Below are 13,297 nucleotides of genomic sequence, written 5' to 3' on the forward strand. Positions count from 1 at the left end.
ATTTTACCGTAATCGCTCAAATAGAGTGAAAAACTTGGTTGAGAAAAAAGCTAAAAAACTGTATTATAGCTGTGTATAAAAAACCACAAAATAAGATAAGTCTAGTACTTATTAGAAATAGATTAAGAGATTCAAGCCTGGAATTGTGCGAGAAAGCGTCCAAAGTAACAGGATAATATATAAAACGCCTAAACACCATTGATACCAAACTAGAAGAGAAATTAAGCCTGGTAAATGCCGATCGCGCAAGCGAATATCGTTGAATCCTAGTTTGAAAATATTGTTTAAACTAAAGTCATAATAATTGAGCCAACTCCAACGTTTTTCCCATAAAATTGGCATATAGCGATCGCGGTAAAAAGTAAATCGAGGCATAATCGGCAAACGCCCAATTAACAGTCTAAACTCGCGATATTCACCATTTTCTACAAAATAAGTTGTATTTAATAGCTGATGATATCTACCGCGTTGATAAATTATGCCAACTATTAATATTGGTATGGGAATTAGAACAATAGCGATCGCTATTAGAGTCAACCAAGGTTGATCGGTAGCAATAAAAATATTGAGCATACTAAATATAGTCAAAATTAAATAGCTACCTGAAATAACGATAATTTCGTAGCGGCTAGGCATAACTGGCTGTGAAATATTCGGGCGATAGCGATCGATTAGCCAAAACAAAAGACTAAAGAAAGCAATAATAATAATCCCAATACTGAACATTAAATTAATGTTTGTACCATAGTCTCCTAATAGCAGTAACAAATTTAGACTTAACCACTGAGAAATTAAGCTAATCCAAGCCCAGGTAAATGTTTTTTGCCATGAAGTTTTAATCAGGCGATCGCCTATTTGTTTGACTCTTAGTTGTTCTCGTTGATATTCAATATAGTTAGCATCAGCTATTTGTTCTAAACTGCGAAAGTTACGAATTAAATTATCTAATACAGTTTCGTTTCCCTCTAAACGATTGACATTAATAAACTGAGCAATTATTCCAGGTTGACCGGTTATTTTAGCTTCTGTAGCATCAAAAGCTAATCCCGAAACATTAATGTTTGCCTGGGGAGTAAAAAAGGCATTGTTAAAATCAAGTCGATTTAGTAAATCAGCATCTTGTAAATTAATTAAAGAATTGAGATAAATATCACGAAAGGTAATAGTTTTCTCAAAGGTACTATTAATAAAGCTTAGTGAATCTAAAAATTTGCTTTTAGCGAAAATAAGGCGATCGCGAAACATGGCTTTACTAAAATCAACTGGCTGAATAAATACGCTATGAGTAAAATCAGCAATCTGAGTAAATATAGCCTCTTTAAATTCAACTAATCCTTCAAATTGGCTATGGCTAAAGTCGGCAGTTTCCTGAAATTGGGCTTGCGAAAATTTAACTTTAGCAAAAAAATGACTTTGAGATATCTCGACATTTTGATTAAAAATAGCCTGATTAAAGTCTACTGTTTTACCAAAAATAGACTTATCAAGCTTAACTATTTTCTGAAAATTTGCCGTATTTGCTGTTAGTGACTGTAGGAATAAACTATTAGATCCGTCTACTTGTCCTGTAAATACTGTACTATTGAGGTATAGCCGACCTCGAAAAATATTGACTCTAGGTATTTGTTTGGCTTCATTAATACTTAAAGGATAATATTGATTAATTTTATCTTGTTCTAAAGGAGTAAACAACGAAGACAAAGCTCCTTCTCCTAAAGAACTAGCAATACCTAACTGGTTGAGCTTAAAATCGCCTTGAAAAATTGAATTATCAAAATTGAGATTGATAACATTATTAGCGCGACTAATAGTATTATTAATTATCTGGTAAAATTGCCGATTTAATTCGCTATCCAAATTAGAAAGATCGATAATATAATTGCTTAAATCAATTGTATCCCCACCTTCTAGCTGAATTAAATTTGTAGTTTTATCTTGAAGTATTTCTCTAGTTAAATAGCTACGTGGTTCAGTTTGTGCATTTGCCTGTAATGGTGCAAAAATAAATATGAGCAAAAAAGTTGCCATAAAAATTCTTAATCCTTGAGCTACAGTCACCATAATCTCGACATCCTCTTTTACCTTAGAGAATTATCGATGATGACTAACTAACTAGCAACTAGTTAATCTAAGTAGGTAAAAACTGAAGAGATGGACAAAAATTGCTTTCAGGTTCAACTTTTGTTTTGTATTATATTTGTAGTTTAAAACATCTCAGGACATCCTTTAAAAACCTAAAATACGCGCCATCAAAACGTTAGGAAATCTCTTTTAGATTAACCTGGTAAATAAACTGGCAAAAAGCCTAATTTCGTCTTGAGTTTCGAGTGTTGATTTCAATTCGATTTAGCAGATCGATAACTGCAATAATGGTTTGAGTTCCTGTGTAGTTAAGGATGCAAAAAAATATGGCATAGATCCAAAAGCTCAAAAGCGGCACAAATGTTGCATAGATGCCTGCAACAATAAGCGAACCAATATAGCCAAGAAGTTGTAAAAATTGGAGAATTATAACGAATCGAGAATACATAATTTATACTAATTTCAATTTGAAATATGACAGATGATTTATGTAGGGGCTATTCGCCCTAAAGGATTCGCTTCGCGTCCGAATAGCCCTTACAAGGTATATATGTAAGAAACACGATTAAATTTGGTATTAGTAAACATATAGCTGGAAAAAGCGCGATCGCACCACGATGTTTTGATGGTGCTTATATCCGCTAAACTCGCTATAAATACAACATTGGTATTTCCTGCAATAATTAAAATACCGTTATTACTACCCTGCTCATCTTGAATAACACTGCCTCCTCCTGTTGCTAAGGAAATACTGTGGAAATCATCGCCTTCTCCTCCTTTTAAGGTATCGCTACCACCAACACTAATAACAGTTGTACCTTGACCACCACCATACAAAATGTCATTTCCTGCGCCGCCAGTTAGGCTATCATTACCACCAAAGCCGAAGAGAACGTCATCTCCGAAAAGACCTTCAATAGTGTCGTTTTCTGCTCCACCATTAAGAGTATCATTGCCAACAGTTCCAATCAGATTCGTCATATTGAAATACCACCCTTTATTTTTCTTGTTTGTTTTTATGTTTAACTATTTTCGATCGCGGGAAACCAAATATCTCTTTATTGGTTAAGATCGAAACAAAAATTTTTGAATCGGCTTTAATAAAAAGCGATCGCCTTGACTAACCACTTTAATATGTTCAATTGATGTAAAATCATAATTATTGTTTACAGAGAGTTTACGGCAGACAAATTTTATTTAAAGCGTACTAATAAATCAACCTTAGGCTGAGATTTTTTCGGCATACTAGCAGTTGCGCCAATTCCTGCCATTGAGTCCAATAACTCGATTATTTCAAGCGAAATATCGCTTTTTGCTTTAAATGGTAAACGATTAATTATTTCGCTAGTTGAACTCATATTTAAATATAAAAAGCCTAAATTCTTTTTGGGCAATTCATTAGCGATCGCTTTAAAGTTTGAACTTTTATTGAAAGAAGTAATACTTATATTTTCAATATTATCCATAACAGAATCACCAAGAGTAAAAAGCAGAGAATTATTATCTATCCAGTTATAAGTCCAGGTAAAATTACTATCAGGAATGCGCCATTCAGTAATAGTTTTTCCCGAACGTGTTGCTAGGCTAGGAGTAATTGGTGAGTTTTGTTGAATTACATTTTCTATTTTATCCAGACTAGCTTTAGCTATAGTTGCTTCACTAGTTTCTAAGGCGATCGCTGCTCCCAAACCCATATTTAGTTCTTTCCCATTAAAGAAATATAGTCCTCCAAGTTTAAGAGCAAGTCCTATTCCGAGTATAGGTAAACAACCGCAACCAGATTTTTTTGAAGTCATATTTTATTAGATAAATAAATCATTGAGTGTATTCGTAAATTAGGCAGTGATTACGTACTTGGTTGAGCGCATTTGACGCTCATTTTGATAAAGGATTATTGACAATTATGACTGCAATAAATAACAGTAAAACACTCCAAAAGCCAATTTCGTAAGTTATAAATACAGCTGTCTCTACCCTTAGCCATAATAGTAATATTGCCCCAAATATTCCCACTTCAAAAGCGATATTTTTACTTTTTTGTGACTTTAAAAAGCTTGCTATCAGTCCTAGAAGTGCCAAGAAATAAGTATAGATAACTTTGCTATCACCAGAGTTAGGATTATCAGTTATACCAGTTACAATCTCAAAACCTGTTAATGTATAATTATCTATAAACTCATGAGTAATAAATGGGAAAAGAAAGCAAATTAGAATTAATGCAAACATAAAACTTGAAATGGATTGGCGGTATTTCATTAGCTATTAAGTAGTCCTTATTATTAGATATAATTTTTTTAATTATAAAATTGATAAAGTGATCGCAAACAGATCGTAATTAAAAATTATTTAATATAAAAAAGCAAATCTAATTTTGATTTTCTCTATTATTTTCAAATAATTCGATACCTTGTTCAAGGAGTTCAACCATTCTTTCTTGTTGCTGTATGAAAACTTTAGTTTGTCCAATGGAGTAATCGTTTTGTTTCTTAATGATCTTAAGAAGTTCAAATTTATCGAATGTGTTTCTTGAATTTTCTTTTAACAACAACACTATATAATCGATACGAAATACCCATCTGATGATTGAAATGTGTACAAAAAGGTATATAAATATGATAATTATAAAATAAATTGAAAAAATACTCATAGATATACCTTCTATTTAATAGAAAATCATGAATTAACGTTATCAACAGACTTAACAAATAAACAATTCAATCAATTTCAGGTGATAGAAACTAGATTAAATGTTGAAAGAAAACTTTGTCTACCAAAAGCGTTTTCGATACAAAGAGCAGCAATTTAATTGGCTAAAATTTAATCTACAGGCACAAAAGAATAGCCAAATTCCGAATTAGGAGCCACTTCAACTTTAACTAACTGCACCGCTTGATTGCGATCGCCTGAAGGTAAAAACTTAACTACTCCCGACGCGCCAGTTACCGAAAAGCCTGCTTGTGATAAAGTTTGCTGTATTCCTTGTCGACTAGAATTAGCTTTAATACCTGCAATCAAAGATTGAGTTGCATCATAAGCCATAGCAGTGCGCCAGTTAACTTTTCCTTTCCAGAGACTATTTGTTGCTTGAATAAAGTCAGGGTTGGTATTTCCCTCTATGTGCCAAGGCACAGCTAGCACCATATCCGTCACATTTTCTCCCGCATTTTCTAAAGTTTCGGGAATATAAATATCATCACCAGCCAATAAAGGTAATTGACGATCATTGACTTTCGCAATCTCGAAAGTTTGCTTAAGAGTAGTGGAATTAGTTAGTAAAATCAGTGCTTCTGCACCTTGATTCATTGCCTGCTGTACCGCCTTATCTGCATTAAAATGACTATCACCAACATCTAATTCGGCAACAATTTCGCCACCATTGCTTAAAAGACTGGTACTAAAAGCATCTTTAAGAGATTTACTGTAATTACTCTCAGAATTATAAAAAATAGCTGCCTTTTGCTTAGTTAGTTTTTCCAAGAAATATTCAGCCAAAGAAGTTCCTGCAAACAGATCGCTTGGTACAGTACGAAAGATGTAATCTCCCGCCTCAGCAAGAGATACAGAGGTGCTGATCGGGGAAATAGCAACTAAACCATTTTGTTGGTATACAGGCGCAGCTGCTAAGGTGGCATCGCTAGAATAATGACCAACAAGTGCCAGAATTGAGGTATCTTTTACTAGTTCATTAGCAACCTTTGTAGCAATTTCTGGTTTGTTTTGATCATTGACAATTTCAACCTGCAAGTTACCGCCTTGGGAATTAAATTTATCTTGTGCCTGTGCTACTCCCCTCAGCATTTCTTGAGCCAGATTTAAATCACTACTAATAGGAGCGACAACGGCAATTTTGACAGGATTTGAGGTGGCTACTTGAGCATTATTTAAATAAATTAATGTTTCTGGATCGTTAGGAAATTGTTCTAAAGATGCTTGAAACAGAGCGATCGCACCTTGGTAATCTTGATTAGCGAAGGCGTTTATTCCTTCTTGCTTTTTATCAGTTGCATTTGCTGTAATTAATAAATGTTCTCCCAGACTAAAGCTTTTTTCTAGCAATTGAGGTTGAGCAATTGATGGTAATAAATTACTCCTAAGCTGAGGATTTTTCTTGAGTAATTTAGTTCCACCAAAGATAATTAAGCCCAGTAAAATAAAAAAAATTGGTGGAGGGGCTTTCCAAGATTTAGATTTATTAGTCATAATTAAATCATTCTCCGTAAATTCTATTTTTTCTATTGTTTAAATCTTTCTAAACGGCTATTAATTTGTTCATCTAGGGATAACTTATTGATATTGTTTTGGATTTTTTCTGTTTCATCTTCTGCCAATTCAGCTTTGGTAGTTTCCCAGAGATATCTTCCTTCAACGCTATTTTGTGCCTCTTCAAACTGCGATCGCGCTGAATCAAGATCTAACTCGGTGGAAATGCTATGAATGTCTGCCATGATTTCATTTAGTTCCGACACAGCTTTAAGATTTGCCATGTCTAATTTGTAAGCCTGGATTTTTTCTTTTTCTTTTTTCAGTTTTTCTGTGGCTGCCGTGGCGATTTGTTTAGCCTGTTCTACTTGTTGCTTTAATTGAGGCATAATTTTTTCAATCGCGATCGCTTTGGTGATTAATAATCTGGCTGCTTCTTCATCTCCTCGGCGATAAGCTAGTTCTGCTTGCTGTTCGGCTTCTTGAAATTCTTGTTGTTTTTTGTCATATCTTTCTCGTGTCAGTCTATATGCAGCAACTACTTTAGAAACACCTTCGGTTAGCTGTGCGATCGATTCTTGCATCGACTGTAAAGACTCTTGTGCTACTTTCTGAGCAATTTTGCCTCCAGACTCAACAGGTAAACCCCAAACCCATTTCCATGTGCCTACTAAGGTTCTTCCTGCTGTTTCACCCAACAGCCAATAGATAAATTTTTTGAAAGTAATTTTTTTCATCGCTTTTCGTTTCATCTTTTGTCGTTTAAGTAATGCGAGACAAGAGGCAGGGATCAGGGTCACTATGATGAATTAAGCTATTCTATTTTCAGATAATTATTTGTTTCATCAATATAATTTTTCGACATTTTTAAAAACTTGTCGATACAAAAAAACTAGTTAGAATAAGTAATGTAATTTTCAATAAAAACTATAATCAACTAACTATAATCCTTAAGTCTTTTTCAATAGTTATAAAAAATTGGCTTAAAGTTTCATTTATAAGGATGTCTGCCATATTTGATACCCAACCATTATGATCTTTGCGGGGATTAGTTACTTCTTGAACAGTTAAGGCTCGACTGGCAAAGGGAGTAAACAAAACAGTTGAACCAACAAAACCAAGAATAGCTGTTTGCTGAAGTAGATTAATAGTTTTCATCATCTATTAGATTCCTGCCAATAACTGCATCTAAGCATCAATATAGGGAAGATCCGCTAGTCATACAATCTAGAAAATGTGGAATTTTTACTAGCAAAGAAAAATTAAACTGGAATATAAGTAGAAGACAATATTTATAAGGTGTCTCTTAAAACATTTGCATAATTACTCTGCCAAAAATTAAGAGAAATAAACCGCTACTAATACAGATTAATAGCTCATGAATATCGGTCATTAATATTGCTTGAGAAACGTCCACAGATTAACACAGATGGACACAGATGATTTATTTGCTTACTTCCCTACTAATAGCTATTTTTGAGAATTGGTATAACTTTTGACTTGTGAGGAAAGTTTTAAATGAGCCTTGAGTTGAAATAATAGCAAATTAACTAGGTTTTAAAATAGTAACGGCGTAACGTTCAGGAGATAAATAGCGTTTGGCGATCGCCTGTAGCTGTTCTGGCTGTAGCTGACAAATGATTTGAGGATACAGGGCGGAGTGAGCAGCAGTAGCTACAATATTATAGAAACCGTATACGCTGGCTAGCTGACTGGGGGTTTCGGTCGAGAAAATGTAATCATTAACTAACTGGCGTTTGGCGCGGTTAATTTCTACTTCGGGGATTAGATTGTGCTGTAGTTGGTTTAGGCGATCGCAAATCATCGTTTCGACCATGGGGATATATTCTGTGGCCAGCAATGCACCAATTGAGAACATACTGGAATCTTTTTGCAGAGATAGATTACAGTCAATATCCATGACTAACTGTCTTTCTTCCCGCAGTTCCCTAACTAAGCCTGAACTACGTCCTCCAGTTAAAATCAGCGCGATTAAATCCAAAGCGATCGCTTCTGGCAAAGACTCCGAACCAGGACAGATCCAAGCCATCAACAGACGCGCCTGTTCGATTCTGGGAAGATGTAACTCTTGACGGCGAATGGCGATCGCTGGAGGTTCGGCTTCTATGATGACAGGGGGACATTCTGAAGGTGCGCTAAACTTACTAAAGTTATCGTTGACTAAAGCCAAAGCCTGTTCTTGTTCAATTCCACCAACCACGATCACCGTCATGTTTTCTGGCTGATAATAGGTGCGATGGAAGCAGCGCATTTGATTAGGAGTGTGTTCTAGTAATAATTCTTTTTCCCCTAAAATAGAACGTCGGTAGGGATGACACTGATAGGTGTTTTGACATAAAGCCTGAAATCCTAGAAAGTCGGGATCGTCATGGCTAGAATAAATTTCTTCAATTACTACTTCTCGTTCTCGAATAAATTCTTCATCAGGAATACTCGCTCTCAATAAAATATCAGCTAAACAAGGCAAAGCTTGTTCAAAATGCTGCGCTGCGGTAGTTAAATAAAAATGAGCATAATCATAACTTGTGGCCGCATTAGCTACCCCACCCGTACTTTCGATCAGCCAGTCAAATTCCCCTACCATCACATTCGGAGAACCTTTAAAAATCATATGTTCCAGAAAATGTGCCATTCCCGACCAGGCTGCGGGTTCAGCGATCGCCCCTGCACTGACCCAAATATCTGAAACCACTACAGGAGTAGCGGGTAAATGCTGATGAATAATCGTTAGTCCATTGCTTAAGCGAAAAGTATTAGCATGGAACTTAGTTTGGTAAAGGGATTCCGATAGTTTTTGCACTTTTAGCTATATTCCCGATAATATAGCCAATCATAACTTTTGCCTAATGTCTCTCTTGTTACATTTTTAACAGAAATTATCGACACAATGTATCTTGGACTGTTGTCCATCATCGAGCCCAAGGCAAAAAAGCCCACCGCCGCGCCGTTTTACCTTAGTTTATGACCTGGAAGTCCAGGGTGGGAATTGGCTGCTTTCGTTTCCATTTCCGAGTCTAAGCTCGGTATACTTCCACGAAAACTAATGCTATTCCCTCATAAATCAAGCATAGATCAATAAACTTGTGAGGTAGTCACCAACGCGGTAGTGGTACTTTATCCATAATAATCAGTTTTTCAAATTTAGCAAGAGGGATTTTTAACAGACAAATCATGAGGCAGAAAATTAAGTAACTATGCCTACTGAAAAATTATTTCTTGTAACAATAGTTCAATCAGAAACCATGATGGTAGCGATAGGATGAGGGATAGTTGAATCATTCATCTGTCTTATAAATATAGTGGATTTAAAACACGCAATCATTGCCTATAAAGCAGGAGATAAAATCAGTAAGCAGTGGGCGGAAAAATGCGCGCGCGAGTTGGAAGCTCATCAATGTAAAGCCTTAATTGGACCTAGTGGCATCAAAGATAATCCCTATCCCGTGTTTTTAGCCTCTTCTACGGTCAAAATAGATTTGGCAGTAGTTTTAGGTGGAGATGGTACGATTTTGGCTGCTGCTAGACAATTAGCTCCTCAAAGCATACCAATATTGGCAGTGAATGTCGGTGGACACTTAGGATTTTTAACCGAACCTTTTGAATTATTTCAAAATACTGAAGTCATCTGGGATCGTTTGCAGTCAGACCATTATGCAGTGCAAAAGCGAATGATGCTACAGGCGCAGCTATATCAGGGAGAACGGACTCAGCTAGAGTCTGTCAGCGAAACATTTTACTGTTTAAACGAAATGTGTATCAAACCTGCTAGCATTGATCGGATGCCAACCTCAGTTTTAGAACTGGAGGCAGATGGGCAGGTGGTAGATCAGTATAGCGGAGATGGACTACTAGTTTCAACTCCTACAGGGTCTACTGGCTATACAGTTTCGGCTAATGGACCGATCTTACACCCGGGAATGTGGGCGATCGCTGTTACGCCTATTTGCCCTTTGAGTCTTTCTGGTCGTCCTTTAGTTTTGCCCTCTGGTAGCGTAGTTAGCGTGCGTCCAATTAGAGATTATGAAGTAAATACTAAACTATGGACAGATGGCGCATTAGGCACGACTATCTGGCCTGGTCAAAGAGTTGTAATTAAGATGGCTAACTGTCAGGCAAATTTTATTATTTTGCGCGAAAGCTATTCTTTCTACGAAACTCTCCGAGAAAAGTTACAGTGGGCAGGAACGAGAGTTCACTATGAAGATAAAGAATAAAATTCTAATTAAGAACAATCATCAAAATTAAAACCTGACCAGAAGATTGCATAATACTTAATATTACAAAACGATAAGTTCAAACCAACAGCAAAACAGCATACCTTATCAATAGATGTGGCTTAAAAAACTTTTCCTAGTTGCCTTGACAGTAGTTACTGCTGTAGCGATTTTAGTTGGCTCAGCTAGCTCAGGACTGGCTCAACTAAATTACAATCCACTGCCCTATAATATTCAATTTGAAAATTCACAGATTTACACCGATCCTAATATTCCCAAAGCTCCTGTAGTAATTGATGGCAGAGCCATATTTGCTGTAGGTAAAATAGATGGTAATTCCGCAGGAGAAAGAGTTGCGGGGATTCATTTAGAATTACAGGAAGCAATTCAAGATGATAACTTTACTGGAGTAACAATTGAAGAGCAAGGCGGTCTTCCCGTACTGTATTTAGCATATCAGAGGCAGCCTGAGGATAATTTAGACTTAGGCCCTCAAAAGGTCAAAAGATACCTGTTTACCGTTACTAAAGAAGATACTATTGGTAGAAAGTCTATCCGAGAAACGGCAGTAGACCTACAGCAAGAAATAGAACGTGCGATCACCAGAGCCAAACAGGAAAGAAGCTCTGCCTATATTCAGCGTCAGGCAATTATTAGCTGTGTTTTACTGTTGTTGGCTTTGCTCGTTACAAGACTATTGAATCAGCTACAAACTTATCCCCTCAGAAAAGCGATTCAAAGGATCATTCCAGGATTAGCTAGTAATAGCAGTTCCCAACCTTCTAACCTAACTACTCTGTTTCGTCTTAAATTAGGTTTCGCTCGCTTTATTGTCTGGACTGTGACAATTTTCGTCATTTTTCGCCTTTTTCCCTATACGAGGCAGTGGCTATATTTTCTCTTCAGCATATTAGTTAGTACCTTTAATAAATCCATATTTAGTTTTGGTGGTAATGAATTTTCAATTATTAACCTGCTAGTTTTGCTGGGCTTGTTTGTTGGTTCGATTATTCTCAGCAATCACATAACTAATTTATTACGAACAAATGTCCTGCAAGCTACCAGAATGACCAGAGGTTCGCAGGAAATTATCACAATTATTACTAAATATGGTTTAATTTCTCTGGCTACAGTGGTTTTACTCCAGGCTTACGGGTTAAATCTTAGTTCTTTAGCCTTAATCGGTAGTGCGCTGGGTGTAGGTATTGGTTTTGGTTTCCAAGATATTGCTCGCAACTTTGCCAGCGGTATTGTCTTACTGTTTGAACGTTCAATTCAGGTAGGAGATTTTATTCAAATCGGGAGTCATTTAGGAGTGGTTGAAGAAGTTAGAACCCGTAGTATTGTTCTCAAAACCCTGGATCGTATTTCAATTATTGTGCCTAACTCGCGCTTATTAAGTGAGGAAGTAATCAACTGGAATCATCGCCGAAACATTACTCGCTTACATTTGCCTGTTGGAGTGGCATATGGTTCTGATGTAAAAAAAGTTAAATCAGCTTTGTTACAGGCAGCAGAAGAACATTTAGAAGTTTTGCGAAATCCATCACCCCAAGTATTTTTTACTGAATTTGGTGATAGTTCTCTTAACTTTGAATTACTCATTTGGACATCAGATCCTAGTCGTCAAGCACCCTTAAAAAGCGATCTTTATTTTCGGATTGAAGAAATTTTTAAACAACAGCAAATCGAAATTCCTTTTCCTCAAAGAGATGTCAATTTAAATTTAGAAGACCTACCAATCAAGCTTCCTCCACAATTGGAAGGACACCTGCTTTATTTGTTAAAAGGTTTAATTTCTAGTCAATATGCTAATAATAATCAAGTAAGAAGTAGCGGTACGACTCCACGTCCGCCAAAAAAGGACAAGAAAATTGAGTTTTAATCTAGAGCTATATTGGCAGGTTTGGCAGAAGCTTAATCAAAGCCAAATAATTGCTAAGCCAATTCCTTTAGCGGTTTTTGCTAGTATTCCCTCGACTAATAATAAACTTTGGGAATTAATCGATCGCGGAGTTGAATATCCCCTTGGCGCGATCGCCTTACAGCAAACCGCAGGCAAAGGACAGTGGGGACATAGTTGGGTTTCTGCAAACGGTGGACTATACCTCTCTATCGGTTTTGATTTGGATTTAGAACCCCATAATTATCCTCATTTAGTCATGGCAACAGTCTGGGGAGTTGCCACAGTTTTACGACATCATCAGCTACCAGTCACTATTAAATGGTCGAATGATTTAATCTTAGATCGGTGTAAATTGGGGGGTATAAAAATTGAGACGCGCAATAGTAAAAATAAAATATCCCAAGCTGTCGTAGGGGTAGGAATTAATTGGCGCAATGCTGTTCCTAATCTAGGAATTAATTTGGAGTCTTATTATCAAAATCATAATTTTAAAAGTATTAATTCTCTCGAAGAGTTAGCGGCTATTAGTGCTTACGGTATTGTCTTAGGATACCAAGATTATTTATCAGTTGGAATCGAAAAATTACTAGATAAATATCTAGCAATTTTTCATAATTTAGGTCAACAGGTCAATATTAATGGCTGTCCTGGTCAAGTAATAGGAGTAACTGCTCAAGGAAAATTAAAGGTCAAATTGCGCTCGCCTGGAGCAACTACCGAGATTGCTCTTGCTCCTGGACAAATTAGTCTGGGATATTAAACTATTAAAATTTCGCCCAGTCTACCAAGGTGCGATCGCGAAGCGCGACGCGAAGCTAGTCCTTTAGGGCATATCCTTTAAGGTACCCGAAGGGTAATCGCGCTTTCAAAATCA

The 13,297-nt window shown here is 36.4% G+C and carries 11 protein-coding genes and 1 other RNA gene; 3 read left to right on the forward strand and 9 right to left on the reverse strand.

The window, feature by feature from the left end:
* Positions 1 to 111: 111 nt before the first annotated feature.
* The 9 genes from V6C71_05710 to ssrS form a co-directional block, all read right to left on the reverse strand.
* A complete protein-coding gene (locus tag V6C71_05710; protein ID HEY9767991.1) occupies positions 112 to 2,061 on the reverse strand; it encodes a pentapeptide repeat-containing protein in 1,950 nt (649 codons plus the stop codon).
* A gap of 558 nt (positions 2,062 to 2,619) precedes the next feature.
* Positions 2,620 to 3,063, reverse strand: coding sequence for a hypothetical protein (locus tag V6C71_05715; protein ID HEY9767992.1), 444 nt, complete (start codon positions 3,061 to 3,063; stop codon positions 2,620 to 2,622).
* 212 nt (positions 3,064 to 3,275) lie between these two features.
* Positions 3,276 to 3,878, reverse strand: a complete 603-nt coding sequence (locus V6C71_05720) for a DUF3352 domain-containing protein (protein ID HEY9767993.1) — start codon at positions 3,876 to 3,878, stop codon at positions 3,276 to 3,278.
* 79 nt (positions 3,879 to 3,957) lie between these two features.
* Positions 3,958 to 4,338: a hypothetical protein gene (locus V6C71_05725; protein ID HEY9767994.1), complete on the reverse strand. Its 381-nt coding sequence runs from the start codon at positions 4,336 to 4,338 to the stop codon at positions 3,958 to 3,960.
* Positions 4,339 to 4,899: 561 nt separating this feature from the next.
* Entirely contained in the window at positions 4,900 to 6,282 is a 1,383-nt protein-coding gene (locus V6C71_05730) for an ABC transporter substrate-binding protein (protein HEY9767995.1), read from the reverse strand.
* Between the two features lie 32 nt (positions 6,283 to 6,314).
* A complete protein-coding gene (locus V6C71_05735; GenBank protein ID HEY9767996.1) occupies positions 6,315 to 7,034 on the reverse strand; it encodes a PspA/IM30 family protein in 720 nt (239 codons plus the stop codon).
* A 181-nt stretch (positions 7,035 to 7,215) separates the two neighbouring features.
* On the reverse strand, positions 7,216 to 7,443 hold the full coding sequence (locus tag V6C71_05740; protein ID HEY9767997.1) for a hypothetical protein: 228 nt from the start codon (positions 7,441 to 7,443) through the stop codon (positions 7,216 to 7,218).
* Between the two features lie 385 nt (positions 7,444 to 7,828).
* On the reverse strand, positions 7,829 to 9,103 hold the full coding sequence (locus tag V6C71_05745) for a pitrilysin family protein (protein ID HEY9767998.1): 1,275 nt from the start codon (positions 9,101 to 9,103) through the stop codon (positions 7,829 to 7,831).
* Positions 9,104 to 9,232: 129 nt separating this feature from the next.
* Positions 9,233 to 9,416: non-coding RNA, 6S RNA (gene ssrS, locus V6C71_05750), on the reverse strand.
* Positions 9,417 to 9,602: 186 nt separating this feature from the next.
* Here ssrS and V6C71_05755 point away from each other — a divergent pair.
* The 3 genes from V6C71_05755 to V6C71_05765 all read left to right on the forward strand — a co-directional run bounded on the left by V6C71_05755 (position 9,603) and on the right by V6C71_05765 (position 13,183).
* Positions 9,603 to 10,517: an NAD(+) kinase gene (locus tag V6C71_05755; GenBank protein HEY9767999.1), complete on the forward strand. Its 915-nt coding sequence runs from the start codon at positions 9,603 to 9,605 to the stop codon at positions 10,515 to 10,517.
* Positions 10,518 to 10,632: 115 nt separating this feature from the next.
* A complete protein-coding gene (locus V6C71_05760; protein HEY9768000.1) occupies positions 10,633 to 12,402 on the forward strand; it encodes a mechanosensitive ion channel domain-containing protein in 1,770 nt (589 codons plus the stop codon).
* Entirely contained in the window at positions 12,392 to 13,183 is a 792-nt protein-coding gene (locus V6C71_05765; protein HEY9768001.1) for a biotin--[acetyl-CoA-carboxylase] ligase, read from the forward strand. The genes V6C71_05760 and V6C71_05765 overlap by 11 nt, the downstream gene beginning before the upstream one ends.
* Positions 13,184 to 13,297 lie beyond the last annotated feature (114 nt).

The sequence above is a fragment of the Coleofasciculaceae cyanobacterium genome, assembly GCA_036703275.1.
In the GTDB taxonomy this organism is placed as follows: domain Bacteria; phylum Cyanobacteriota; class Cyanobacteriia; order Cyanobacteriales; family Xenococcaceae; genus Waterburya.

Bases quoted from the DNA above. Each gene is read 5' to 3' on its own strand.
- V6C71_05710 (HEY9767991.1), bottom strand. From the start codon at position 2,061: ATGGTGACTGTAGCTCAAGGATTAAGAATTTTTATGGCAACTTTTTTG.
- V6C71_05715 (HEY9767992.1), bottom strand. From the start codon at position 3,063: ATGACGAATCTGATTGGAACTGTTGGCAATGATACTCTTAATGGTGGA.
- V6C71_05720 (HEY9767993.1), bottom strand. From the start codon at position 3,878: ATGACTTCAAAAAAATCTGGTTGCGGTTGTTTACCTATACTCGGAATA.
- V6C71_05725 (HEY9767994.1), bottom strand. From the start codon at position 4,338: ATGAAATACCGCCAATCCATTTCAAGTTTTATGTTTGCATTAATTCTA.
- V6C71_05730 (HEY9767995.1), bottom strand. From the start codon at position 6,282: ATGACTAATAAATCTAAATCTTGGAAAGCCCCTCCACCAATTTTTTTT.
- V6C71_05735 (HEY9767996.1), bottom strand. From the start codon at position 7,034: ATGAAACGAAAAGCGATGAAAAAAATTACTTTCAAAAAATTTATCTAT.
- V6C71_05740 (HEY9767997.1), bottom strand. From the start codon at position 7,443: ATGATGAAAACTATTAATCTACTTCAGCAAACAGCTATTCTTGGTTTT.
- V6C71_05760 (HEY9768000.1), top strand. From the start codon at position 10,633: ATGTGGCTTAAAAAACTTTTCCTAGTTGCCTTGACAGTAGTTACTGCT.